Raw genomic sequence first — 24,340 nt, 5'->3', positions numbered from 1 at the left:
CGTGAATTTCGGCTCAAAGCGAGGGAAAAGACAGCACTTCGGCTTTTCCCGATCCTTCCCACAGCGATCCAGACCAAATTTGGCGAACGGTAAGGCGGCAAGTACGCGACAATCATACTATAATGGCTGTTATCCTTGTCACACCAGAATTCGTAGCTGTTTTCTATCTTTCAACCTTTAGTCGCTTAAACTTAATCTGAATTTTTAGATGTCAGTTGCTTTACAATGCGCTTGATCCAATGCAAGAGCGGTTGGCGATCCGACCCGACCAAGCCAATGGCTTCGACAAAGAGTTCCAAACCAATCAGAATGGCGATTGTCAGCAGCACGGATCCCCAAATGGTCGACAGTGGGTATAGTAATGAAATAAAGGAAAAAATCAACGCAATCCCATAAATCACCAGCACCGTCTGCCGGTGGGTCAAGCCCAATTGCATCAGCCGGTGGTGCAGGTGGTGTTTATCGGCATGCGAAATAGGCTGTTTGTTTAAAATCCGCCGAATCATCGCGTAGACCGTGTCCGTGATCGGTACCCCGAGAATAATCACGGGGATAATCACGGAGATAAACGTGACGTTCTTCAACCCATACAACGAGAAGCACGCGATCATAAACCCAATAAACTGGGCACCGGTATCTCCCAAGTATATCCGGGCCGGAAAGAAATTATACGGCAGGAAGCCCACCATCGCGGCAACCAGCGCAAAGATCATGATGGCGACCCACGTGTTGGCAACGTTCAGGAAGAACAGGCCCGTAATCCCGGTAGTGGTCAACGCAATGATTGAGACCCCTGTGGCCAAACCGTCCAACCCGTCGATCAGGTTGATGGCATTCACGATGGCCACGATCCACAGCAACGTGATCGGCAGTGCTAACCAGCCAAAATGCCAGACACCCACGAAAGGCAGCGTTAGGTAACGCATCCGCACGCCCGCCACAAAATAAACTTCCAGTGCTGCAGCTAGTTGAAACATCACCTTTTGCCGCGGCTTTAGTTCAAAGACATCATCAATCATGCCCCCCGCGATGATGATACATTCACCGCCAAACAGGCCCCACAGCTGTTGCGTCGGTATTTGGTCACGCAAGAGGAACATGGTTGAAAATGTAAACGCGATAAAAATCGCCAGGCCACCCAACGTTGGCATTGGGATCTTATTGACCCGTCGCTGATTCGGTTTATCCACCGCACCTATTTGAAACGCAAAACGGCGTACAAACGGCGTTAGGACTGCGGAGATAATCATGGTAGCAAATAAGCTAACAATAATCTCAAATCTCATAAAGTGTCCTCTTTCTTTTCTACATATCTTTTGCTAATTATACAAATCTCCCAATTTAAACACAACCGCTAGTTTCAGAATGTTCAGAAAAGTTAAGGTTTTCAATTGGTCTGACCGATTTTCACAAAGTTCAGTCGTCTATTCAGCGCTTAGTTAGTTCAGCGAAAAACCGATGAAAACAACTGCCTAGTCAGGTCGTCAAAGCCTCAGTTAATAAATCCACCGTAATTACTGGACTTGCGGAGATTAAGCTTGTGTATTCGTCAGCCTCCCAATATAATGAGGTTAGTTCGAGAGTGATTAAGTCCTTATTAATTTCTTTATAATAAGCGCCTAATTTTCTTGTGAAATTAGGTCGATTGTCGGTTTGGTTTGGTGTTTCATTGAAAGGAGATTTTTCTATGGCTAGCCAAGACAAAGTTCCCCAGACAACTGAGCAGACTGAAGAGAAGCCCTCGCCAATCATCGTGCAAATGGCGATTTTCGCGGCGATTCTATTTGTCTCCAGTCTGATTTCACCCCTCTTCCCACCATCTTTTCCCGTACCTACGCCCGTTATCGGACTCATTATCCTTTACGTGCTACTGGCGACCCACATCGTTAAGCTACGCAATGTTGAGAAATTCGGTGATTTTATGATCAGTCTGATTGCCTTTCTCTTCGTTCCTTCTGGTATTCAGCTCGCCGCGAGCCTGAACATCTTGAAGACGCAAGGGCTACAAATCGTGGGGGTGGTGCTCATCGCCACAATAGTCATGTTGGTCGTCGTGGCCTATACCACGGCTGGGATGATTTGGATTCGTAAGCATATCTTCCACCGTAGCGTTGATGTTAAGTCATAATTAGGATTCCGTCACACGTTAAACGCATAAGAGAGATGAGTGTTCATGATAATTTTGACAGCAACACCCCACATGGCCGTCTGGGGCAAGTGGTTAGGTGATGCCCTCGGCACCAACGCGACCGGTGCCCCTGCAGGCAACGCCATCTTCGGTATTTTCCTGTCGCTAGTGGTTTACTTAATCGGCCAGTGGCTCTTTAAGATTGGCAAGGGGTTCTTTCTCTTCCAGCCCCTCTTCGTCGGCATGGTACTGGGGATCTTCGTTCTGTTTCTCATGGCCAAGTTCTTTGGGACCACGACCGCAACCTTTTATAAGTCGGCTTACAAACCCGGTGGGGACATCATCTTCTGGTTCCTGAATCCCGCAACGATTGCCTTCGCCATTCCTCTGTACCGGCGAAACGACATCGTCAAGCGGTTCTGGCTTGAAATCGTCCTGTCCCTAATCATCGGCTTGATTGCCTCGCTGTTCTTCATCTACGGCGCCGCCAAGCTCCTGGGCCTCAACGATATCGGGATTGCCTCCATGCTACCACAGGCCGCAACCACGGCTATCGCCATGCCAATTGCGACGGCGATTGGTGGCGACGCCGCGGTCACCGCTATGGCCTGCATTCTCAACGCCGTCATTATCTACGCGCTGGGAGACTGGCTGGTCAAGTTCTTCCGGATCAACAATGATCCCATTGGTGCCGGGTTAGGGTTAGGAACCGCCGGCCACACCGTGGGGTCCGCCAAGGCCCTGCAACTAGGGTCAATCCAAGGCTCGATGGCCTCAATCGCGGTCGTGATCATTTCTATCGTGGTTGACATCGTCGTTCCCCCGTTTGCCGCATTCATGGGTCTCAAGTAGTCACGTCTAACAAAAATAATTTTAATTTTAGCCGTTTCCGACAATCGTTCATCCTTTTTGACTGGAAATTTAGCGCTTGTGAAAAATTAGTCGTCCTGAAAAGCTTTTTGAAACCTAGGTCGGCTGCTTGCAAGCCCAAAACGTTGCACAAGTAACCCTATAAACCGCGTCACACCGCAGATTTCGCTTGTGCGAACCGTTTAAATCCCATATAATGATGGTGAGCGATTGAGAGCGGTTTCACAGCAAGTTTCATTCTGCCTCTGCCAAGGTCTTCCTTTGAGACTCCTCTCGCATCGCTGCTTCTAGCTTTGCGTTTGAAAGGAGACTTTATCTTGGCTCAACAGCATGCAACGACCGAGACGGCGACTGAGGAACAACCTACACCTATTCTGGTTCAGATGAGTATCTTCGCTGCAATTCTCTTTGTAGCAAGCCTCATCTCACCCCTGTTTCCAGCCTCGCTCCCCGTCCCCACGCCAGTCATTGGGATTGTGATTCTCTACACCCTACTGGCCACTCACATTTTAAAATTACGTAACGTCGAAAAATTCGCTGATTTTATGATCAGCCTGATTGCTTTTCTCTTTGTTCCCGCCGGCGTTCAACTTGCGGCCAGCCTGGATATTCTAAAGGCTCAGGGCCTGCAGATCACGGCGGTTGTGCTGATCGCGACCATTGTCATGTTGGTGCTGGTCAGCTACACCGCCGTTGGACTAATCTGGCTTCGGCAACACCTGTTTCACCGCAGTAATGCGGTGGAACAAGAGTCGACACTTTAGCGCCTAAATGAAGAAGGTTATAACATGTTAATTTTAGCTGAAAACCCCAATTTAGCGTTGTGGGGCAAATGGCTCGGCGATGGTCTCGGAAACAACGCCGACGGCTCCACCGCTGGTAACGCCATCTTTGGTATCTTCTTGTCGCTGGTCGTGTACTTAATCGGCCAATGGCTCTTCAAAATTAGTAAAGGCTTTTTCCTATTTCAGCCGCTCTTTGTCGGGATGGTGCTCGGTATTCTGGTCTTGTTCTTACTGGCCAAAGTCTTTGGCACTTCAACCGCAACATTCTACCGTTCCGCCTATAAACCCGGTGGAGACATTATCTTCTGGTTCCTAAATCCCGCGACCATTGCGTTTGCCATGCCCCTCTACCGCCGTAACGACATCGTCAAACGCTTTTGGCTTGAGATTATCCTATCCCTGATCATTGGCCTCAGTATCTCGCTATTGGTCATCTATGAGGCGGCTAAGCTCATTGGGCTCGATACGGTGGGGATTGCCTCCATGCTACCCCAGGCGGCCACGACGGCCATCGCCATGCCAATCTCGAACGCCATCGGTGGGGTTGGCGCGGTCACGGCGACGGCTTGTATCCTGAACTCCGTCATTATTTACGCACTGGGCGACTGGTTGGTCAAGTTCTTCCGGATTGACAAGGATCCCATCGGTGCCGGGTTAGGGCTGGGGACTGCCGGTCACACGGTCGGCTCGGCCAAGGCCGTTCAGTTGGGCTCCATCCAAGGGTCCATGGCCTCGATTGCCGTGGTCATCATTTCCATCGTGGTTGACCTCCTGGTACCGCCATTCGCTTCGTTGGTGGGCCTGCGTTAACTTCCCCGTTTTCGGTCGTCACCTGACCGCCTGCCTTACAATTAGTCAGGCACCGCGGATACATCGCTTCACCAATTTTTATCCAAAAAGGCCCGCAAAACCAAAGTGGTTTTGCGGGTCTTTCGGAACTACTCTTTCAAGTGGTAGTTATAAGTGGAAACGATAATATTTTCTCGTGAGTTCAGGGTGGTCCGTAAGCGTAACGCCGTTTGGTTATGCAGGACGTTTTGCCAAGGATGCCGCGGCACGAACTGCGGTACCAGCACGGTCGTGGTGAAGTTCCGCTCGGCTGCCCGCTTCGCAATGACATCACAGAAGCGCAGCGTTGGCGTCGCAATCGACCGGTAAGACGAGTGAATATCCACAAAACGAATGTCCGGAAATTCTTCTTTGAATTCCTGCGCCGTCTTGTGCTCCTTCTCCGGATTCTCGTCAAAGGAGACGTGCATCGCAATCACGTAGTCCCCAATGGACCGCGCGTAGTTGATGGCTCCAGCGGTCACCCGCGTAATGTTGCTGACCAACACAATGACCGTTGCGCCATCGTATTCATGCATGTCGGCCTTCGTCTTGGCCGCCACCCGTAATTGCTGGGCAACCTTCTTGTAATGCTGGTGAATGCGATAAAACAGCAGCAATAGCAGGGGCATGATGATCAGATATGGCCAAACGTTGGCAAACCGGGTGAACAAGAGAATAGTCACCAATGCCGCCGATATCAAGGTCCCAACTAGGTTAACAAACGCCTTGCCCAGCCAGATGCCCTCTCTTACGCGGAACCAGTGGATAATCATCCCCGATTGCGATAACGTAAATGGCACGAAAACCCCGATTGCATAGAGGGGAATCAGGAGCGTGGTTTGCCCGTGGAAGATCATGATCAGAACCACGGCACCAACGGCTAAGGAAATAATCCCGTTAGAGTACCCCAGCCGGTCCCCCCGGTCCAAGTAGGCGTGGGGCAAGAACTTATCTTTAGCCAAGTTATAGGCCAGAATCGGAAAGGCCGAGAACCCGGTGTTCGCCGCAACGGCCAAAATCAAAGCCGTAGATAATTGCAAGAGATAGTAGATCACGCCATGACCGAAGACGCCGATTCCAATTTGCGAAAGAACGGTTTGACCGGCCACAGGACGAATCCCCATGTAGTAACTCAGGAACGTAATCCCACCGAAGAAGACCGCCAGAATCGTCGCCATAATGGCCAACGTTGCCGCCGCATTATGGCTCTTGGGCTTCTTAAAGTTGGGCACCGCATTACTGATCGCCTCAACCCCAGTTAAGGAAGACGACCCGGACGAGAACGCCCGGAGGAACAGCAACAGGGTCATCCCTTGAACTGAACTGCCCAAGTGTGCCGCCGCATGATACGTGATGTTCCCGGTAACAATGTTATAGAACCCAATTCCGATCATAACCACGATCATCAGAATGAAGAAATAGACGGGGCCGGTAAGAAACGCCGCGGACTCCCGCATTCCCCGTAAATTCAACAACATGATGCCAATCACAATCAGCACTGAAATCAGCACCGAATAAGGCGACAATACCGGAATCGCGGCGGTAATCGCCTCGGTCCCAGATGTCGTCGAAACCGCCACGGTCAGCATATAATCAACCAACAGGGATCCCCCGGCGACTAACCCTGCCGATTCCCCCCAGTTCGTGCTGGCAACCACATAGGCGCCACCACCCGATGGATAGGCATGGATAATCTGTTGGTATGAAAGCGTGATCGCAAACAACAGAACCAACACGACCGCCGCAACCCACAATTGGTACATCAAGGCTGCCGCGGATAAGGTAATCAGAACCGTCGTAATTTGCTCAGTACCATAAGCCACGGAGGACAACGCGTCAGATGACAGCAAGGCCAGTGCCTTAAACTTCGTCAACGCTTGGCCACCTTCATCCATGGTCTTTAGGGGTTTCCCAATCAAAACCCGCTTTAAATAATGCCACATGACTACTTACTCCTTATCCCATAAATAATGAAAACGGGCTTGCACCCGCCTAAAAAGTCTTAATTAAGGCGTTCCAAATTCAAACGCAAACGTAATTCTACTACAACTGACTCCACAATACCACTCCTGTTCAGCATAGCAACTAAGAAAACCGCGAACGGTGTGGTTCCACGTAACGGCCGTAAATTTAACATTGTTGACCTGCGGCAAAAGAAAGCGTTTTATCGACGGTTCGCCTCAGCACAAATTTTTATCCGATTTCTCATTCAGTGTCCAAACGCTATTTACGCCGCCCCCTCCCAATGAGTGGACAGCTAGCATGACGCGTTATATCGTCTATCATCACCGGCACCGCGGTCCTGGTGGCACTACAAAAAGGCCAATCGGAAAATCCGATTGGCCTTTTCTTTCAACGCACTAGCGAACTAGTGGGTTAAGTTTTACATCATACCGCCCATACCTGCTGGGTTAGCAGGTGCTGCAGGAGCTGGGTTGTCTTCTGGCTTGTCAGCCACAACGGCTTCAGTCGTCAACAACAATGCGGAAACGGATGCGGCGTTTTGCAGAGCAGAACGGGTTACCTTAGTTGGGTCGGTAATCCCGGCCTTAACCATGTCTTCGTATTGGTTGTCGGCAGCGTTGTAACCGATGCCTTCTTTTTCACCCTTCAGGTGTTCAACGACAACGGAACCTTCAACACCGGCATTTTCAGCGATTTGACGAACGGGTTCTTCCAGGGCACGAAGCACGATGTTAACCCCGGTCTGTTCGTCGCCTTCAGCCTTGACAGCGGCAACGTCCTTGATCACGTTGATCAAAGCAGTTCCACCACCAGCAACGAAGCCTTCTTCAACAGCGGCACGCGTTGCGTTCAAAGCATCTTCAATGCGGTACTTACGTTCTTTCAATTCAGTTTCGGTTGCGGCACCAACCCGAACAACGGCAACCCCGCCGGCTAACTTAGCCAGACGTTCCTTCAACTTGTCACGGTCGAAGTCAGAAGTCGTTTCTTCGATTTGGCCCTTGATCTCAGCAACCCGGTTGGCGATTTGATCCTTGGCACCAGCACCTTCAACCACCGTGGTGTTGTCCTTGGTAACGTTAACCTTTTGGGCTTGGCCTAATTGATCGATGGTCGTGTCCTTCAAGTTAAGGCCTAAGTCATCAGTGATGACCGTCCCACCAGTCAGAACCGCGATATCTTGCAAGGTCGCCTTACGACGGTCACCAAAGCCAGGTGCCTTGACAGCAACCACGTTGAAGGTCCCACGCATCTTGTTCAGAACCAAGGTTGGTAAGGCTTCACCGGTGATGTCATCGGCAATGATCAACAGTGAACGGCTTTGTTCAACAACGGATTGCAACAATGGCAAGATGTCTTGGATGTTGGAAATCTTCTTGTCGGTGATCAAAATGTAAGGATTGTCCAAGTTTGCTTCCATCTTGTCGTTGTCGGTGACCATGTATTGTGACATGTAGCCCCGATCGAATTGCATCCCTTCAACGACATCCAAGCTGGTATCAACCCCACGGGATTCTTCAATGGTGATAACCCCATCGTTACCAACCTTTTCCATGGCGTCAGCAATCAGCTTACCCGTTTCTTGGCTAGCAGATGAAATCGATGCGATTTGGGCAATATCGTCCTTGGTCTTAACATCGTGTGACATCTTGTGCAGACCGTCAACGGCAGCCTTGGTTGCCTTTTCGATCCCCCGACGAATGCCGACAGGGTTAGCACCGGCCGTGACGTTCTTCATGCCTTCGTTAACGATGGCTTGCGTCAATACCGTAGCCGTGGTGGTCCCGTCACCAGCGATGTCGTTAGTCTTGGAAGCAACTTCGGAAACCAACTTGGCCCCCATGTTTTCGAAATGATCTTCAAGTTCGATGGACTTGGCGATCGTAACCCCATCGTTGGTGATGGTTGGGTTACCATAGCTTTGTTCCAAAACCACGTTACGGCCTTTAGGTCCTAAGGTGGTCTTTACCGTATCAGCTAATTTATCAACCCCGGCAAGCATCTTGCTACGGGCATCTTCAGAGAATTTCAATTCTTTAGCCATTTTAATCATTCACCTCATACTAAAATTTTTGAATTATTTGGATAGTCTTCTTAAGTGGGAAAAGCTTAGTCGATTACGGCGACCAAATCTTTTTCATGTAAAACAAGGTAAGTCGCGTCTTGGTACTTGACTTCAGTACCGGCGTATTTATCAAACAATACCTTGTCGCCAACCTTAACAGTTGGGGCTACCTTTTCGCCATTGTCTAACACACGGCCATCACCGACAGCGACAACGTTCGCCGTTTGTGGCTTTTCTTGAGCATTACTTGCGAGCACAATGCCACCAACCGTAGTTTCTTCTTCTTCTGGTTGATCCAAAATGACGCGGTCTCCTAATGGTTTTAACACTTGAATCCCTCCAATAAACTTACTTTTTAGCACTATTAGCACTTGACTAACATAAGTGCTAATCAACAATATCTAATATATGGTTTTTCCCTCTAAAAATCAAGGAATTTGACAAACAATTTCTCCGATACTGCCGTGGTTGCCCATGACGAGCGGGATTCGTAGGTTTTTGACAAATCCCAGTCATCACTGCGCACAACAGAAAAGGAACCCGGACGAAGACATCCAGATTCCTTTTTAAAATTTACCGACTGATCACGACCTCATCAGTCCGTATTGCACGCTTCATTTTCTAGTTTAAATTATTGTAGTGTTCCAAGAAATAAATCAACGTCTGTAGCTCGTTGGTTAAGTCCACGTTTTGAACGCGAACGCCCTTGGGCACCGTGATCCGCAGTGGCGTGAAGTTCAAGATCCCCTTGACGCCGCCAGACACGGCCTCATCGGTAACCTCCTGAGCCACTTGTGACGGCACCGTCAAGATGGCCACTTCAATCTGTTGTTCTTCCAGTTGGGTCCGCAAATCCGTCATCGGATAAATCGGAACGCCGCTTTGAATCGTGTTGGCAATCTCTTGCTTCACATCAAAGGCCGCGCTGATCCGGACGTTACTGTCTTGGTGGAAATTAAAGTTCAAGAGCGCATGGCCTAAATTTCCAACCCCAATCAAAGCCACGCTGGTGAGGCGGTCCTGATTCAAAATCTTCTTAAAGAACTTGATTAAGCTTTCAACGTCATAACCGTATCCGCGCTTGCCGAGCGCCCCAAAATACGAGAAATCCCGACGAATTGTTGCGGAATCGACCTTAACGGCTTCGGACAATTCAGTCGAAGAAACTCGGGTTTTATCAGCGTCTAACAAAATATTGAGATAACGGTAGTAAATGGGCAAACGTTTCGCTGTCGCCCGCGGGATTTTTTGTTCTGTCAAAACGTGACCTCCTATTAAAGAAACCGGCTACCGTTCACAAGCGATAGCCTCATATTTAAATAATTGTCTGGATTGTGAAATCAACTTTCTTATAGATTATAGCATAACCGTTCATCTTGTGAAAGAATTTGCAAGTTTTTTTCACAATTTGTTCGCTTATTTCGGTCTCTCTGCAGAATATGCTAAAATAGTGATTAGACGTGTTCCACGACAGAACTGGCTTGGCGCAATTTCCGCGAGTCGGTAACCGACATCGGGCTAGTGACACCGATCACCAGTCAGACGGCAATCGTTGGTAACCACGCGTAATGGTTGCGTCACTTCACGAATCACTAGTTAGTCAGTGACGGCTACCCCCTATTTTCTTTAGTCAATAACCGCTTAAAAAACTTCCTAAAAAAAAAAACGACTCCCAATAAAGGAGGGTGAGTAATCGTGATTCTTTTACAAGTTCAACAGGTCACGCGGCGATTCGGCGCCAGTGTCCTCTTCGAAAATGTCAGTATGGACGTCCCCGAGCACGGCCGGGTGGCCCTCGTCGGCCGCAACGGCGCGGGTAAGTCCACCCTATTAAAAATGATTGCCGGTGAAACCACGCCGGACGTGGGTCAAATTACCACCAAGCGCGGTCTGACCATGGGCTACCAAGCGCAGAATGCCGGCTTAGCTTCAACTAAAACCGTTTGGAACGAAATGCTCAGCGTCTTTGCCAAACTTATCGCGATGGAAAAACGGATGCACGAGCTCGAACAACAGATGAGTGACCCCGACATCATCGCCAATCAGGAACAATTCGATCAGATTAGCGCGAGCTATGACCAACTTCAACAGGACTTTAGCGATCAGAACGGTTACGGCTATCAGGCCGAGATTCGTGGCGTTCTTCACGGTTTCGAATTCGATGAAGACTATTACGATAAACCGATTAATGAGTTGTCCGGTGGTCAGCGAACCCAACTGGCCCTGGCCAAGCTCCTATTGGAACGACCGGATCTGTTAATTTTGGACGAACCCACGAACCACTTGGATGTGGAGACATTAACGTGGCTAGAAGGCTACCTGCAAGGTTATCCCGGCGCCATTCTCGTCGTTTCCCATGACCGGTATTTTCTGGATCACGTGGTCAACGACGTTTACGATATGGCTCACGGGGGCCTCGATCACTACCCCGGAAACTACTCCCACTACATCGCAGACAAGGCGGAACGCCTACGGTTGGCCTGGAAGGAATACGATAAACAGCAGACCGAGATCAGCAAGCTGGAAGACTTTGTCAACAAGAATATCGTCCGGGCGTCAACCACCAAGCGGGCTCAGGCTCGGCGTAAGCAATTGGAAAAAATGGACAAGATGGACCGGCCCGAGGGCGACGAAAAGGCGGCGCGGTTCAGCTTTCGGCCCAAGCGTCAGAGTGGTAATGTCGTCTTAGATGTCGTCAACGGTGCCGTGGGCTATGACGGTCAGATCTTGGCCGCTCCCGTTAACCTGGACATCAAGAAGCACCAGGCCGTGGCGATCGTGGGCCCCAATGGGATCGGTAAATCGACCCTGTTAAAGACCATCTTGGGCCGGATTCCCGCCATTCAGGGCCAGATTATTTTTGGTACCGGTGTGGATACCGGCTACTACGATCAGGATCAGGCGACCCTGCACGATAAGAAATCCGTTCTGCATGAGCTGTGGGACGACCATCCCACCACACCCGAAGGCCACATTCGCTCCATTCTTGGCAGTTTTCTGTTTACCGGGGCCGACGTGGACAAGAGCGTCCACAGTCTCAGTGGGGGTGAACGGGCCCGCCTGTTACTGACGAAGCTAGCCATGCGTCACGACAATTTTCTCATGCTCGATGAACCCACGAACCACTTGGACATCGACAGTCGTGAGGTCTTGGAAACCGCACTCAATGAGTTCGATGGCACCATCCTGTTCGTCTCCCATGACCGGTACTTCATTAACCAAGTTGCCACCCAGGTGGTTGAACTCAGCCCCGAGGGCACGACCCGTTATCTGGGTGACTACGACTACTACGTGGCCAAGAAGGCCGAGCAGGATGCCTATGCGGCCAAGGAAGCGGCCGAGGCGGAGGAAGCCCACCCCACCGTTGTGGCCCCGAAGCAGACCCAGGTCGACTACCAAGCGCAAAAGGAGCAGGCCAAGGCCAAGCGGAAACTCAGCCGGCAGGTCGCCGCACTTGAGGAACAGATGAGCGACTTGGAGAAGCAAAAGACCGCTGTGGAAACCGAAATGAGTCAGGAGGAAAACTTCAATGATGCCGGCAAATTGGCCGACCTTCAGGCCCAGCTCACGGCCGTCACCACGCAACTCAGTGAAACGGAGGATGCGTGGACGGAAAAGAGTCTGGAACTGGAAGACTTTGCGGATTAAAGCTGGGGACGGGAGCGTATTCGTGAACTTTCAACCTTTAGCCGTTTAGTCACAAAATCAGTGTCGTTCCCCTAAGAATTTAAGGGGCGACACTGATTCTTTATATCCAATCCGAATCCCCACCCCACAGAGAAATTAACATTACCCACATTTTCACTAAGCACCTTGTCTCAATAACCGACAAAGCCTATAATTCTAAATGGTTTCAGGGGAGAATCATTGACGTTTCAATTTAGCGTGGTATGTCCGGATTACTCCGAGAATACGCGTGATACGGGGAGAGGTCTTTTAATGAAGAAGCTATTTAAGCAGTATTGCCAAGCCAGCATCGCAAGAACAAACGCCCTATTCAAAAATTATTCCAAGTGGTTTAGGTGGTTCGTCTTGGGCGCGGGGCCGGTATTGACGCTCCAACTCATCTTAGTTTTCCTGCCCGAATCCCTACCCATTTTTCTACTTGAGGTTCTAGGCCTCACCTATTTCATCATCGCCTTTGCCCTATTTCTGGTGGAATCTGTCATTCATGGGGTTCGGTATCTGAGAAATAATTAGGGATCCCACTTAAAGATCCCTATCCTATACAAAAACTGTCAGTCCGAAATAAATCGACTGACAGTTTTTTTTCCTCTATTCCATGACGCGATAGTCCTTTGGCCAGCTAGTCATGAAACGTCGTCATCTGATCGATAGGTAACCGCGTAGACGTGATTCGGTTAACTGTCGCATCTGCCGCACGATAACCTAAGCCAATGCCCATAATGAGCTTCTCATTGTTTGCCAGTTGAATATTGTGCCGAACTTCCTCTGGAAAGCTGACGAACTGATAGGCCGGCATGGAATCGATTCCGGCATCTTTAGCCGCTAGCATCAATGCCATACCGAAGGCCCCCAAATCGTATAGTGACCACTCTGAGTAGCCTTCAGGTAAGGTCAGATAGACAATTGCCTGGGCATTATAGAGCTTACCTGCGGCATCCCCCATGACTTTCTGCCAATCGGAACCAACTGACTTCGCAATCCCCTCGGACCAGCCCTTCATATTGTCCTGTGCCTGAGATGACCAGTCAGACCGCGCCATTACGGGTAAATCGGAATGGCCATGCTCACCGACATCCCCTAGGTGTTGATGCTCTTGGCGAATACTTTGTAGCGCCTTCCCCGTGACCACATGGACCTGATAGGGTTGTGAGTTCACCCAAGAAGGCACCTTTTCTGCCGCCGAAATAATCTTCTCCAGCGTGGCTTTGGGAATTTGCTGATCCGTGAACCAACGTGTTGCATGACGTTCGTTTAAAGCTTGATAGACATCCATTCAAACAATCTCCTAATCTGTGAATTTCTTACTTTTACTGTACTATTGTGCCTTTAGCCCATGCTAGTCCAAACCTTTATGATCTTGCGGTGTCCGGATCAAACTGGAATCCACCACTGTACGGGGCCTCGTCGATTGCTTGCATCTCAGCCGCCGTTAGCGCAAAGTCGAAGTCATCCAAATTAGCCTGCATATGCGTATCACTAGTCGACTTGGTCAGCGGAATAATGCGCTTTTGAATCAGCCAACGCAAAATAACTTGTGAAGGTTGCTTACGATACTTGTCAGCAATCCGGTTAACCGTGGCATCTTGTAAGACGTTACTGTCCGGTCCACCAAAGGGGCTCCAAGCTTCGACCTGAATATCCTGGGATTGCGCATACTCGGCCGCTTCCGTTTGGGCAAAACCAGGGTGATATTCAATCTGGTTCAGCATTGGCTTAATCTCGCTATCTTCGACTAACGCCTTCAGATGGTGCGCCAAAAAGTTAGAAACACCAATGGCCTTGATCTTACCAGTACGATACAACTCTTCTAATGCGCGCCAAGTATCGGCATTTAATTCTCGCCAGTCATCATGCCACTTGGCATTAGCCGGCCAATGAATCAGATAAATATCAACATAGTCCAAGCCCAACTTATCTAATGAAGCATTGAAAGCCTGCAACGTCTGCTGATAGCCCCGATGACTATGCCAAGCCTTCGTACTAACCAAAATATCTTCTCGTTTGAGATTATTTTCGGCCATTGCCTCACGAATTCCTTGACCAACACTCACTTCATTGCCGTAAATTTCGGCTGTATCGATCAGCCGATAGCCATTTTTAATCGCCTTTTTAACCGCTGTCACGGTCTCTTGGCCGTCCGGAATAATCGTACCGAAACCAACTACTGGTACCTTGTAACCATTGTTTAACGTATAAGTTGATGTCATATCCATCATTTTTCGCTCCTATTCTACTGAAAATTGCTTTGACATATCCAACATCGCTTGAAAGTCCTTCGCGTTCTCAGGCATATTAAACCCATTTCCCGTGTTCAATGTCGCGATCTTTTCCATTTCATCAGCCTGTAACTCGAAATCAAAGATAGCCAGATTTTCCTTCATTCGGTTAACGTGAACACTCTTAGGAATGGCCACGATGTTTCGTTGCATCAGCCAACGCAGAATCACCTGGGCCGTCGACTTACCATGGGCCTGAGCAATCTCCGTCAGCACTGGCAAGTCAAACACCTGCTTGTTTCCCGAGGAGAATGGCGCCCAAGCTTCCATTTGCACATCATAATCACGCATGGCTTGTTGGTCCGCCTCGCGCTGGTTAAAGACATTGGCTTCAATCATGTTCACGGCTGGCTTAATGTCCGTGAAATTAATGAGGTCAACCAACTTTTGTTGGGTAAAATTGTCAACTCCGATGGCGCGAATCTTTCCAGCACGATAGGCTTCACTCAAGTAACGCCAAGCGCCATAATAATCACTTACCGGTTGATGGATTAAATACAAGTCCAAGTAATCCAGGCCTAAATTAGTTAAAGACCGTTCGAGACCGCGTTGGGCCCTCTCATAGGAGTTGTCTGTCAACCACAGTTTTGACGTGATAAAGAGTTCCGACCGATCAACCCCACTACGCTTGATGGCTCTCCCTACCGCTTGTTCATTGCCATAAGCAGCGGCCGTATCAATCAACCGGTAGCCCAACTTGATTGCCTGATAAACCGCCTCTTCGGCCTCGGCCAAATCCGTTACCCGAAAGACGCCTAAGCCTAACTTAGGCATTTTGATTCCATTGTTTAAAGTTGTAAATTCCATTTTGATAATCTCCTTTAGTGGTTTTCCATGAGTTGAAACTTTAAATAATCAATACTCGCAATTTGTTGCTCGAAGTGATGAATCGTTGTCAACCTTTCCCGACGGCGTTGCGTTAACAGCGCGATTAGCTTAACGGGCGGCACCTGTTGCTGTAGCTTAAGGCTAAGAAAATCTTCAATCTCCTGCGACGAAAATCCAATTTGTTGAAGATCGAACATCAAACGTAATTTTTCGATATCTTCCACCGTGTAAGTCGACGGTGCCACTTGACCATCAACCTGTTTCACACGCCATGATTCATAATCCGATAAGAGTTGATTCGACAAGTGATACTTCGTTTGAACGTCGTCTCTGTTCACTAACCTCACCGCCTTCTGTCCACTATCTCAGTGGCTAAATATGTTCTCGTTCAGCAAAACCATCAAATTATAATGGCCTTGCTAATCGATGACTGTAGTGTATCGCGATTTTTTAGATATGTTAAATGCTTATTTTGTTTAAATAGAAATACAATTATCGCATATCTAAAATGGGTGACCGTCTCGCTTGACAGTCACCCATTAACTCTTAATTTTTAGCTTGTCGGACAAATTCAATAAACGCTTTTGTCACTGCTGAATGTGGTTGCTGGCCCCGCCAGGCCAACACCGAATCTAATTTTAAGGCTGGCTCTAACGGCACAAAAGCTAAGTGATCAAACGTCTGATTGAGCTTTAAACAAATGACGACACCGTGATTTTGTTGCGCGAGCATCGCCGCACTGTAAAGCAGGTTATAACGCGCCTTATTCCTCATCTTTATCGCGTAATCTCCGGACCAGTTTATCAGTTCATTTTGAACCACGCGATCTGCAATTGTAATCACGCGCGTACCTACCAAGTCTCCGGGACGGATGGCATCATAGCTGGCAAATTTCGAGTCCTTGTGTGCCAGAATGCCCCACTCCTCTTGACTCTTTAAGTGAACAAAGTCATATTTGCCAATTTCAACTGGCTCAATGAGCAAGCCTAAATCTAAGACGCCTTGTTCAATCCAGCCTTTAATGTCATCATTATTGCCGCTTCTTAAGTTAAATTTGACCTGGGGGTGTTGTTCCTGAAACACATCAATTAGCTCTGCCACTTCCGCCATACTATGAAGTTCACTACAACCAATCGCAATGGTTCCCGCCAGTTCCTGCTTTTCTTGTAGCTCATCGCGCGCCTGTTCTAAAATATCAACCATATCCTGAGCCCGCTGCCGAAAGAGCAAGCCCTCCCGAGTGAGATAAATGCTATGGTTACTGCGGCGAAACAAGTCGACTTGCAGTTCTGCTTCCAATCCCTTTAATTGTCGCGACAAGGTCGGTTGGGTCATATGAAGCAAAGCCGCCGCCCGCGTCACGTTTTCTTCCCGCGCCGTAATTAAAAAGTAATTCAGCACCCGAATATCCATCAATTTCCACGTCCTTTTCGCCTAATTAGATAGCTATAGTCTAGCACAGACATACTAAATATGAATAACTGATCACGTGAAATGGATAATGGCTAATTGCCGTTTCGTCACAGGCGATAACCCCTACGTGCAAATTATCAGTGCCCCAGTTTTGTTGCTCATGATTTACCTCAAAATAAAGATGGCCTCATCCCATTTTCGGGACGAGACCATCTTTCGCTTTAAACTAGATTGAACCGTATGCCCATAAGCGACCAGTTGGAATCGCCTCTTTATTTGGCCGAATCCGCCGCCCAGTCAAATTCCAGACTTGGGTCGGCATTCAACGTGGCATCCGCAAACACCCCGTGCTTAAAGGCCACGTAGGCAAAGGCGCCGATCATGGCGGCGTTATCGCCACACAGCTTCAACGGTGCCTTGACCAAGTGCGTGGTGGGATTACTACTGAGGTCGCGTTCCAACCGTTCACGCAGTCCCCGATTAGCGGCCACGCCACCGGCCAAGATCAGTTGCTTAACCGGGTAATCGGCCAGGGCGCGCTGCGTCTTTTCGGCCAAGACATCGACCACGGCCTGTTGGAAGCTCGCCGCCAGGTCTTGCTTGCTCAGGGTCTCGCCGATCTGATCGGCGTGGTGCGTCGTATTGATGAAGGCACTCTTCAATCCACTGAAGCTAAAGTCGAAATTGTCGTCCTTCTCCATGGCCCGTGGAAAGTTAAACGTATCCTTCCCTTGGTGGGCCCACTCATCGACCGTCTTACCGGCGGGATAGTTCACGCCCATCACCCGGCCAACCTTGTCGTAGGCCTCACCGGCGGCATCGTCACGGGTCTCACCGATGATTTCAAATTGGTTCTCGGCGGGCATGTAGACCAATTCGGTATGGCCGCCGGAAACCAATAGGGCTAAGGCTGGAAATTCGATGGGTTCCACGTAACGGGCCGCATAGATGTGACCGGCCATGTGGTTCACGGGAATCAAGGGTAAGTTGTGGGCAAAGGCCACCGTCTTGGCCGCCGTGACGCCAATTAATAGGGCGCCGACCAGTCCGGGACCGTACGTCACGGCCACGGCATCGAGGTCATCGTATCCGACCCCAGCCTCGGCTAAGGCATCCTTGATGCACAACGTGACCTCTTCAATATGGTGGCGACTGGCCACTTCGGGTACCACGCCACCAAACCGTTGATGACTCTTAATCTGCGTCGCCACAATGTTCGACAGAATCTTGTGGCCGTCCTCGATGACGGCCACACTGGTCTCATCACAACTCGATTCAAATGCTAAAATCAAATTTCGCTTTTCCGTTGGACTCACTCCTCTTCATCACTCACGCAAAAAACGGGTGGCCAAGTGCCAGCCCGCCAATGACTTGCTTAATTCTGTTCACGCGTCTCCGGCTCAACGCCATCCTGGGCCACGTTTTCATTTTCATTCAGGAACAAGGCCATGTCGACCGCATCTTCGTGGTCACCAAAATAATAGCCCCGTTTAATCCCGGTCTGTTCAAATTGAAGATCGCGGTAAAGGCGCTGGGCGTTCTTGTTTGAGATCCGAACTTCCAAGCTAACCGTCTTGTAGTTCAACTTCCGCGCCTTGCGGATCATGATCCCTAGCAGGAACCGGCCCAATCCCTTACCCTGATAGTCCGGCAACACCGCAATATTGGTGATGTGGGCATCGCGCGTCCGTTCGTCAAAGGTGCTGCCGATAAATGCCAACAGCTTATCGTTCTTACGGATAACCAGGTACAGCCGATCCTTTTCCCGCCGCAACTCGTTGGCAAACGCCGTCGAATCCCACGGCGCCTGACCGGCATACACGGCACGCTCAATCTCGATCATTTCTGGAATATCGGTGAATAGGGCCTTAGCCACAAAGTAGGTCACGTCATGGATGTCAACCCGATGATTCTTCACATCCATGGTCTCTTCGCGCACAACCTCACGCCGACTACCAAATATATTTTTATACCAACTTTTAAATTTTTTCAACATATGATCCGGTATCCTCTTCTGGGTTCTTCGCACGCCATTCAGCCTCCGCCTGTGTCAACCGTAAATAGTTGGGCACAAACCGATCAACGTCACTGACCGGCGTCATCTTCTGACCTAACAAACCAATCGTTGCGACCTGGGGCAAGTTCAACCAGGGGCTGACCGCCGGCGTGGCCGCTGAGACCGTGGTCCCAATCAGGTCACGGAAATGATCGGCATCCCCTAGGAACCACACGGGCTCACCGTATTCACCAACCGCCGTCAGAAAAGCCGTCACGTCAGTGTGTGTGTCCGCAATTTCCGCGGTCGGAACGCCCTGTTTAATGCGGTACAGGCCCGCAAAAACATTCTGGTTTCGGGCATCAAACATGGGGGCCACCAAGGCACCCTCGACCGGCACGTTAGCGGCCAAGGTCGCCAAACTCGAGACGGCCACTAAGTCAATATCCAAGGTTGCCGCCAACGTCTTCGCCGTCGTTACGGCAATCCGAATGCCCGTGTAAGATCCCGGACCGGCCGCTACCACCACCCGATCCAAATCGGTTGGTTGTAAATCGGCCATCGCCAGGAGCCGTTCAATCTCTGGGAGTAGGTATTCCGCGTGTTTCTGATGAACCGTGACCGTAATGGCCGCCAAGACGGTTGTCCCATCCAAGACGGCGACGCTAAGCGGACGGTTCGATGTGTCAATTGCTAAAATCTTCATATTTGCTTGGGTTCCCCTTCATGTGTATGGTGACCACAGCCGGTACCAGGAGATGGCAAAAGCGGCGGCTGGTTTAACGGCCCACCGCTTTTCCCGGTACCCGGTTACTTACTTCTCTTCGTGCACTGTTCATATCAGTGTCCTATGTTACCACAAAGAACGACTGGCAACATCTTCTCTGCCTGTCTTTATCAAAATTAATCATTTTCTTCACGCGAGGTGTATGACTTACGATCGCTCCTGCCACGTTACCGTGGCTAAGACCGCCGTGGTAGCGCCCAATTTAATCGTATGTTGGGTGGTCATGGCCGCGCTGTGCACCACTTCACTGGTCACCTGGTGGCCGTACTTCACTTCGTTTTCGAAACGGATTCGGACGTCCACGACCTGATGATGACGCAACCAGTCAGCGGGCAAGGTATCCAGCATCCAGTCAAAATAGTGGGCGTTGTTAACGTGACCATTCTCATCAATGTCGAAATACCGGACCGTGTACGGTTTCATCCGACTGGTCGCCGTCATCTCCCCATGTTCTGGTCGTGGCAACCGCGGCAAGCGTTTCACCGGTTCGGTGCCATACGGTGCCATGATGGCCGGTGGAATCGTGGCAATCTTCCGGGTGGCATAGCTCATCGTCACCCAGATTCCCTCGCCGTAGACCAACTGCTCACCTTGGGCATCCAACAACCAGTACTCGCGATAGGCGAAATACTTGTTGAAGGCGGTTGCCCGTGTCTTAAGGGTCACTTGGTCACCAATCTTTGGCAACCGGTTCACTTGCAGGTGATACTGCGTGACGACCCAGCCAACTCCAAGGCTGTGAATGTACGCGGGCGTTAGCTTTAAGGCGGCGTTTTGGTCCTCAGAGACCAAAACGAGCAAGTTAATCAACATGGCTAAGGTGAGATGACCGGTATCGTCGACTTCGTAGTAGACGACCCGGTGGGGTTCACTAAATTCGTTTTGGGCCACACGGGTCACTCCTCATCTAAATGGTGGTAAGTTCGGTAAACATCCTGTTTCTTTAGGCCGCGAAGATTGGCCACTTCCTTGATGGCCGCGTTGGGCTTATCGCCAGCCGCAATCAAGCGATCCACCTGTGTCTCGATGGGTTCACTCAGATCGACCGCCGTCGTCGCCGTGGTCGTGGGATGGGGATTGCCCTCCACCAGCACCACAAACTCGCCCCGAACCGTATCCGTGGCCGCCCATTCGGCCAGCTCACCCAGACTACCGCGTAGAAATTCCTCGTAGCGTTTCGTCAACTCGCGGCATAAGACGGCCGGTCGATCGGCCCCCATGCCATCCGCGAGGTTCTTCAGGGTCTTCTTCAAGCGATGGGGCGCCTCATAAAAGATCAAGGTCTCCGGCCGTTGTGCCAGTTCATCGATCTCTGAGCGTTGATCCTTGGGCTTGCGGTCTAAGAAACCATAGAAGTAAAAGGGTTGCGGCACGAGTCCCGAGGCAATCAGCGCCGTCAAGCCGGCGTTCGCCCCGGGCAACGGCACCACCGGAATGTGCGCGGCAATACAGGCATTAACCAGTTCATGACCGGGATCCGAAATGGACGGCATCCCCGCATCACTAACCTGCGCAATCTGCATCCCCTGCTGGAGTTTCGCCACTAATTGGGGGATCCGCTCCTGCGTATTGTGCTCATGAAAACTAATTTGTTTCGTGTCAATTTCAAAATGATTTAAGAGTTTCTGGGTATTTCGCGTGTCTTCGGCGGCAATCAGATCAGCGTCCTTTAGCGTCTTGACGGCGCGAAAGGTCATGTCGTCGAGATTTCCGATCGGTGTGGGCACCAGGTATAAATGACCGCTGTCGGCGGTTTGAAAACTACGTTGACGTTCCATGTGTGGTGCGGACCTCCTACTGATCACGATAGATAACTTCTAGACAAAAGGCACATTCCTCGTCCTGCTTACGACGTGTCCCGTAGAACTCACGGCAAACGTGGAAGCCCTCTTCGTATAACTTTTCCAAAATTTGCCGCGACTTGGACAAGCCCTGCGGCGTCTCCGGATCTTCGGGCAGGTTGCGTTGTAATTCCCGCAGTAAGTCCCGCAGATGTTGATTCTCAATCTCTAACTCGGCATTCTGCTCAAAGACTTGGGTCATCTCGCCCTGTAAGTCAGTGAATTGGGCGAGCACGTCTTGTAATTGGCTCTCGAGCTGTTTAAATTGATCGTATACTTCCTGTTTTTCCAAGTTGCCACCCCTCCAATGCTGACTGGTCAGCGCGAAATCTGCGTTAAAATCTGTAAGGTCAAGGCCTCTAAGATGCCCTGAAAGTTCATGTTGCCGGCTAACTGACTGCGGGTCTCTAGCGTCAGCGTCATGATGGCGACCAGCTGTTCAATGCTCAAGCGCTGGGCCATCTCGCCGCTTGTTTTGGCCACCTGGGGAAAGGCCAATTGATCGGTCGGCACCGTGGCATTTTGCTGGCGCAAGACGTCGTGCCAAACCTGAACCACCATATCGAGGACGGTCCCCTGAAGGTCGCGATTGGTCCCCAACGGCAATAGTTCCGTCTGAACGCGAACAAAGGCCCGTTCATCACCCGCACAGGCCGCCGCGAACCACTGACCCACGTTGGTCTGGGCGTTCTTTAACCAGTCCTCGGCCGTCAACGCCTTGGCCGCCTGAACACTCTCCGTCAACGTCGCCAAGAGGTGGCGCTGACTGGGCGCAATACCGGCCGCCGCCAACGCATCGGCGAGGGCACTGGGCGCAACCCGCAGGAAATCCACAATCTGGGTCCGGGAGAGAATCGTGGGCAGAATCAGATTCTTATTGGCCGTCAGAAGTAAGGCCACCGTGTTGCCGACCGGTTCTTCGATGAACTTCAATAGGCTGTTAGCGGCCCCCGTGGTCATCCGCTCCACCTGATCGACAATGAAGATCTTTTGATTCCCCTCAACGGCGCTCTTGGTGAATTCGGACTTTAGATACCGGACCTGATCGACCTTAATGCGTTGGCCATCGGGAATGACCGTCACCACATCCGGATGGTCGCCCGCCATGATCCGCTGACACTCCGAGCACTGACCACATGGCAGGCCGTCCGCCGTGACATTTTGGCAAAATAACCGCATGGCAATGACCTGCGCCAACTGTTGCCGTCCGGTGCCGTCCGCCCCATTAAACAGGTAGGCGTGGGCCAGCCGGTTCTCGGTGATCAGCGTCATAAAATGGTGTAACAACTGCGGCTGCAAGCGCTGCGTCGTTGCCACGAGAGATTCTTCGGTCATGCGGGCCTCCTAAAACTGATGGAACTGATCGACGGGTAGGACGAAGACCGTCGCGCCACCGACCTGAACTTCGACCGGATAAGACGACGTATTGTCCAGTTGTGCGTCCAGATTAACAGGTGGTGTCATGAACTGTTGTCGGGTGTGGCTGGCTTCCTTAATCATGTTCAAAACCTCATCAACCCGTTCTTCTTCCACCCCAATCATAAACGTGGTGTTACCGGACTTCAAGAAGCCCCCCGTCGTTGACAACCGCGTGGCGCGAATGTTCTGGTCAATAAACTCATTACTCAGCCGATTCGCGTCCTTATCTTGGACAATCGCGATTAGTAATTTCATTGCTGTTCCTCCCTCAAATGCCGGTTTAAAAGTAACGCTTTGCTGTTTGCTTGATCAACGCCAACGCTTCAGCCACCACTTGTTCTGGGGCTTGCGTGGCATCGATTAATTTGATCCGTTCAGGATGGGCCTGTTGTAGCCGCAGGTAAGCCGCACGAACGCGGTCGTGAAAGGCTTCCTGCTCAACATCGAGCCGATCGACTTGATCGGCCTGTCGATGGGCTTGAATTCGCCGCAAACCAACCTCGGCGGGAACGTCGAAGTACACCGTGAGTTCGGGAAGCAAGCCATCCGTGGCGAAGGTGTTCATCTCGGCCACGGCGGCCTCCCCAATCTGACGCCCAGCACCCTGATACGCAATGGAACTGTCGACATACCGGTCACACAGCACCAACTGATCGGCCGCCAGCGCTGGCAAGATCGTTTCTGCCAGATGTTGCCGCCGCGCCGCCGCATACAGTAGGGCTTCGGTTCGATAGTCCATCGCCGTATTCGCCCGGTCTAAAATAATAGACCGGATACTTTCGGAAATCGGGTTGCCCCCCGGTTCCCGCGTAATCGTTAACCGATCGCCTAACACCGGTTGAATCTCGGCCGTAATCGCTGCGAGAGCACTGGTCTTGCCAGCACCATCGGGCCCTTCAAAACTAATAAACGTTCCTGACAACATACTCGACCCCATTTTTGATTGAATACATACATTGTACTTGAATTCAGAATTGATGTCTATTTGCATCGCTCGATTTTGGCACCGGTTGTCCGTTTCAATGAGATGACAACTGGTGATGATCGCCTTAACATTCGCCAAATTTGACGTAACTATAGCTACGCGGAACGTAAGGTCGTTATTACGGATGGACGCTGACCGTCAAGTAACACTCCCGGTCATTCCATAATCTTCAACTTTTATAACCGGAGACAACCAGAGGTGACTAACCTAATGCTTTGATTATCTTGTAAATTAGGAAATTCTAAGGTCCGTGCATATTCATCCTTATTAGCTTAAAATAGATTATGCAGACCATGCATAATCTATGCAAGAACGATGGCGACACTAACCCGTAGCGTTCTTACACGTCTTAAAAATTTATAATCCTGAAGGCTGACCGTTTAACCACGGATTAATTCTCTTTCACTCACACTCACCAATCTTAACGTGAAAGACTTATCTGAAACACTCACGGTTCCACTTCA

25 protein-coding genes are annotated in these 24,340 nt (G+C 50.4%); 6 read left to right on the top strand and 19 right to left on the bottom strand.

Annotated features, from left to right (window positions below):
- Positions 1-191 precede the first annotated feature (191 nt).
- Positions 192-1,286 (bottom strand): glycosyltransferase family 4 protein, encoded by a 1,095-nt coding sequence (locus HEQ50_RS08140; protein ID WP_168900020.1) that lies wholly within the window; start codon positions 1,284-1,286, stop codon positions 192-194.
- Between the two features lie 401 nt (positions 1,287-1,687).
- On the opposite strand from HEQ50_RS08140, the gene HEQ50_RS08135 reads away from it, so the two are divergent.
- The 4 genes from HEQ50_RS08135 to lrgB (HEQ50_RS08120) all read left to right on the top strand — a co-directional run bounded on the left by HEQ50_RS08135 (position 1,688) and on the right by lrgB (HEQ50_RS08120) (position 4,593).
- On the top strand, positions 1,688-2,128 hold the full coding sequence (locus HEQ50_RS08135) for a CidA/LrgA family protein (protein WP_168900019.1): 441 nt from the start codon (positions 1,688-1,690) through the stop codon (positions 2,126-2,128).
- A gap of 45 nt (positions 2,129-2,173) precedes the next feature.
- A complete protein-coding gene (lrgB, locus tag HEQ50_RS08130; RefSeq protein ID WP_168900018.1) occupies positions 2,174-2,980 on the top strand; it encodes an antiholin-like protein LrgB in 807 nt (268 codons plus the stop codon).
- Positions 2,981-3,381: 401 nt separating this feature from the next.
- Entirely contained in the window at positions 3,382-3,762 is a 381-nt protein-coding gene (locus HEQ50_RS08125) for a CidA/LrgA family protein (protein WP_232842717.1), read from the top strand.
- Positions 3,763-3,786: 24 nt separating this feature from the next.
- The gene (lrgB, locus tag HEQ50_RS08120) at positions 3,787-4,593 is read left to right on the top strand and encodes an antiholin-like protein LrgB (protein ID WP_211089274.1); all 807 of its coding nucleotides are present in this window, start codon (positions 3,787-3,789) and stop codon (positions 4,591-4,593) included.
- Between the two features lie 128 nt (positions 4,594-4,721).
- Here lrgB (HEQ50_RS08120) and HEQ50_RS08115 read toward each other — a convergent pair whose 3' ends face one another.
- The 4 genes from HEQ50_RS08115 to HEQ50_RS08100 form a co-directional block, all read right to left on the bottom strand.
- On the bottom strand, positions 4,722-6,557 hold the full coding sequence (locus HEQ50_RS08115) for an APC family permease (protein WP_168900016.1): 1,836 nt from the start codon (positions 6,555-6,557) through the stop codon (positions 4,722-4,724).
- A gap of 440 nt (positions 6,558-6,997) precedes the next feature.
- Positions 6,998-8,623 (bottom strand): chaperonin GroEL, encoded by a 1,626-nt coding sequence (gene groL, locus HEQ50_RS08110; RefSeq protein WP_168900015.1) that lies wholly within the window; start codon positions 8,621-8,623, stop codon positions 6,998-7,000.
- A 65-nt stretch (positions 8,624-8,688) separates the two neighbouring features.
- Positions 8,689-8,973: a co-chaperone GroES gene (groES, locus tag HEQ50_RS08105; protein WP_168900014.1), complete on the bottom strand. Its 285-nt coding sequence runs from the start codon at positions 8,971-8,973 to the stop codon at positions 8,689-8,691.
- A gap of 292 nt (positions 8,974-9,265) precedes the next feature.
- Positions 9,266-9,904, bottom strand: a complete 639-nt coding sequence (locus HEQ50_RS08100) for a redox-sensing transcriptional repressor Rex (RefSeq protein ID WP_168900013.1) — start codon at positions 9,902-9,904, stop codon at positions 9,266-9,268.
- Positions 9,905-10,339: 435 nt separating this feature from the next.
- Between HEQ50_RS08100 and HEQ50_RS08095 the strand changes: the two genes are divergently transcribed.
- Entirely contained in the window at positions 10,340-12,292 is a 1,953-nt protein-coding gene (locus HEQ50_RS08095; RefSeq protein WP_168900012.1) for an ABC-F family ATP-binding cassette domain-containing protein, read from the top strand.
- A 291-nt stretch (positions 12,293-12,583) separates the two neighbouring features.
- Positions 12,584-12,844, top strand: coding sequence for a hypothetical protein (locus HEQ50_RS08090; RefSeq protein ID WP_168900011.1), 261 nt, complete (start codon positions 12,584-12,586; stop codon positions 12,842-12,844).
- 106 nt (positions 12,845-12,950) lie between these two features.
- Here the strand turns inward: HEQ50_RS08090 and HEQ50_RS08085 are convergent, their stop codons facing one another.
- The 14 genes from HEQ50_RS08085 to tmk all read right to left on the bottom strand — a co-directional run bounded on the left by HEQ50_RS08085 (position 12,951) and on the right by tmk (position 23,816).
- Positions 12,951-13,604: a nitroreductase gene (locus HEQ50_RS08085; protein WP_168900010.1), complete on the bottom strand. Its 654-nt coding sequence runs from the start codon at positions 13,602-13,604 to the stop codon at positions 12,951-12,953.
- 76 nt (positions 13,605-13,680) lie between these two features.
- Positions 13,681-14,544: an aldo/keto reductase gene (locus HEQ50_RS08080; protein WP_305066825.1), complete on the bottom strand. Its 864-nt coding sequence runs from the start codon at positions 14,542-14,544 to the stop codon at positions 13,681-13,683.
- Positions 14,545-14,556: 12 nt separating this feature from the next.
- Positions 14,557-15,414 carry an aldo/keto reductase gene (locus HEQ50_RS08075; protein WP_168900008.1) on the bottom strand — a complete coding sequence of 286 codons (858 nt, stop codon included), beginning with the start codon at positions 15,412-15,414 and terminating at the stop codon, positions 14,557-14,559.
- 14 nt (positions 15,415-15,428) lie between these two features.
- Complete coding sequence (locus tag HEQ50_RS08070; RefSeq protein ID WP_168900007.1) at positions 15,429-15,773, bottom strand: hypothetical protein; 345 nt, start codon at positions 15,771-15,773, stop codon at positions 15,429-15,431.
- A 208-nt stretch (positions 15,774-15,981) separates the two neighbouring features.
- Entirely contained in the window at positions 15,982-16,848 is an 867-nt protein-coding gene (locus HEQ50_RS08065) for a LysR family transcriptional regulator (protein WP_168900006.1), read from the bottom strand.
- Positions 16,849-17,120: 272 nt separating this feature from the next.
- Complete coding sequence (tsaD, locus tag HEQ50_RS08060) at positions 17,121-18,164, bottom strand: tRNA (adenosine(37)-N6)-threonylcarbamoyltransferase complex transferase subunit TsaD (RefSeq protein ID WP_168900005.1); 1,044 nt, start codon at positions 18,162-18,164, stop codon at positions 17,121-17,123.
- A gap of 59 nt (positions 18,165-18,223) precedes the next feature.
- Positions 18,224-18,844, bottom strand: coding sequence for a ribosomal protein S18-alanine N-acetyltransferase (rimI, locus tag HEQ50_RS08055; protein ID WP_168900004.1), 621 nt, complete (start codon positions 18,842-18,844; stop codon positions 18,224-18,226).
- Positions 18,828-19,550 carry a tRNA (adenosine(37)-N6)-threonylcarbamoyltransferase complex dimerization subunit type 1 TsaB gene (tsaB, locus tag HEQ50_RS08050; protein WP_168900003.1) on the bottom strand — a complete coding sequence of 241 codons (723 nt, stop codon included), beginning with the start codon at positions 19,548-19,550 and terminating at the stop codon, positions 18,828-18,830. The genes rimI and tsaB overlap by 17 nt, the downstream gene beginning before the upstream one ends.
- A 228-nt stretch (positions 19,551-19,778) precedes the next feature.
- Entirely contained in the window at positions 19,779-20,522 is a 744-nt protein-coding gene (locus HEQ50_RS08045) for an acyl-[acyl-carrier-protein] thioesterase (protein WP_168900002.1), read from the bottom strand.
- Positions 20,523-20,527: 5 nt separating this feature from the next.
- The gene (rsmI, locus tag HEQ50_RS08040; protein WP_168900001.1) at positions 20,528-21,409 is read right to left on the bottom strand and encodes a 16S rRNA (cytidine(1402)-2'-O)-methyltransferase; all 882 of its coding nucleotides are present in this window, start codon (positions 21,407-21,409) and stop codon (positions 20,528-20,530) included.
- Positions 21,410-21,425: 16 nt separating this feature from the next.
- The gene (locus HEQ50_RS08035; protein WP_168900000.1) at positions 21,426-21,764 is read right to left on the bottom strand and encodes a DNA replication initiation control protein YabA; all 339 of its coding nucleotides are present in this window, start codon (positions 21,762-21,764) and stop codon (positions 21,426-21,428) included.
- 26 nt (positions 21,765-21,790) lie between these two features.
- Positions 21,791-22,807, bottom strand: coding sequence for a DNA polymerase III subunit delta' (gene holB / locus HEQ50_RS08030; protein WP_168899999.1), 1,017 nt, complete (start codon positions 22,805-22,807; stop codon positions 21,791-21,793).
- Between the two features lie 9 nt (positions 22,808-22,816).
- Entirely contained in the window at positions 22,817-23,146 is a 330-nt protein-coding gene (locus HEQ50_RS08025) for a cyclic-di-AMP receptor (RefSeq protein ID WP_168899998.1), read from the bottom strand.
- A 25-nt stretch (positions 23,147-23,171) separates the two neighbouring features.
- Entirely contained in the window at positions 23,172-23,816 is a 645-nt protein-coding gene (gene tmk / locus HEQ50_RS08020) for a dTMP kinase (protein WP_211089272.1), read from the bottom strand.
- Positions 23,817-24,340: the final 524 nt, after the last annotated feature.

This window comes from Lactobacillus sp. HBUAS51381, from assembly GCF_012641095.1.
Taxonomy (GTDB): Bacteria; Bacillota; Bacilli; order Lactobacillales; family Lactobacillaceae; genus Levilactobacillus.
Note: the sequence above shows the minus strand (reverse complement) of the source record. Positions and strands in the feature narration are given on the sequence as shown.

What these genes read in the sequence shown, in the direction of transcription:
- HEQ50_RS08125 (WP_232842717.1), top strand. Translation starts at nt 3,382, where the DNA reads ATGAGTATCTTCGCTGCAATTCTCTTTGTAGCAAGCCTCATCTCACCC.
- tmk (WP_211089272.1), bottom strand. Translation starts at nt 23,816, where the DNA reads ATGTTGTCAGGAACGTTTATTAGTTTTGAAGGGCCCGATGGTGCTGGC.
- rimI (WP_168900004.1), bottom strand. Translation starts at nt 18,844, where the DNA reads ATGTTGAAAAAATTTAAAAGTTGGTATAAAAATATATTTGGTAGTCGG.
- HEQ50_RS08065 (WP_168900006.1), bottom strand. Translation starts at nt 16,848, where the DNA reads ATGGATATTCGGGTGCTGAATTACTTTTTAATTACGGCGCGGGAAGAA.
- HEQ50_RS08135 (WP_168900019.1), top strand. Translation starts at nt 1,688, where the DNA reads ATGGCTAGCCAAGACAAAGTTCCCCAGACAACTGAGCAGACTGAAGAG.
- HEQ50_RS08075 (WP_168900008.1), bottom strand. Translation starts at nt 15,414, where the DNA reads ATGGAATTTACAACTTTAAACAATGGAATCAAAATGCCTAAGTTAGGC.
- lrgB (WP_168900018.1), top strand. Translation starts at nt 2,174, where the DNA reads ATGATAATTTTGACAGCAACACCCCACATGGCCGTCTGGGGCAAGTGG.
- HEQ50_RS08025 (WP_168899998.1), bottom strand. Translation starts at nt 23,146, where the DNA reads ATGAAATTACTAATCGCGATTGTCCAAGATAAGGACGCGAATCGGCTG.
- holB (WP_168899999.1), bottom strand. Translation starts at nt 22,807, where the DNA reads ATGACCGAAGAATCTCTCGTGGCAACGACGCAGCGCTTGCAGCCGCAG.
- lrgB (WP_211089274.1), top strand. Translation starts at nt 3,787, where the DNA reads ATGTTAATTTTAGCTGAAAACCCCAATTTAGCGTTGTGGGGCAAATGG.
- tsaB (WP_168900003.1), bottom strand. Translation starts at nt 19,550, where the DNA reads ATGAAGATTTTAGCAATTGACACATCGAACCGTCCGCTTAGCGTCGCC.
- HEQ50_RS08080 (WP_305066825.1), bottom strand. Translation starts at nt 14,544, where the DNA reads ATGGATATGACATCAACTTATACGTTAAACAATGGTTACAAGGTACCA.
- HEQ50_RS08085 (WP_168900010.1), bottom strand. Translation starts at nt 13,604, where the DNA reads ATGGATGTCTATCAAGCTTTAAACGAACGTCATGCAACACGTTGGTTC.
- HEQ50_RS08115 (WP_168900016.1), bottom strand. Translation starts at nt 6,557, where the DNA reads ATGTGGCATTATTTAAAGCGGGTTTTGATTGGGAAACCCCTAAAGACC.
- HEQ50_RS08140 (WP_168900020.1), bottom strand. Translation starts at nt 1,286, where the DNA reads ATGAGATTTGAGATTATTGTTAGCTTATTTGCTACCATGATTATCTCC.
- rsmI (WP_168900001.1), bottom strand. Translation starts at nt 21,409, where the DNA reads ATGGAACGTCAACGTAGTTTTCAAACCGCCGACAGCGGTCATTTATAC.
- HEQ50_RS08090 (WP_168900011.1), top strand. Translation starts at nt 12,584, where the DNA reads ATGAAGAAGCTATTTAAGCAGTATTGCCAAGCCAGCATCGCAAGAACA.
- groL (WP_168900015.1), bottom strand. Translation starts at nt 8,623, where the DNA reads ATGGCTAAAGAATTGAAATTCTCTGAAGATGCCCGTAGCAAGATGCTT.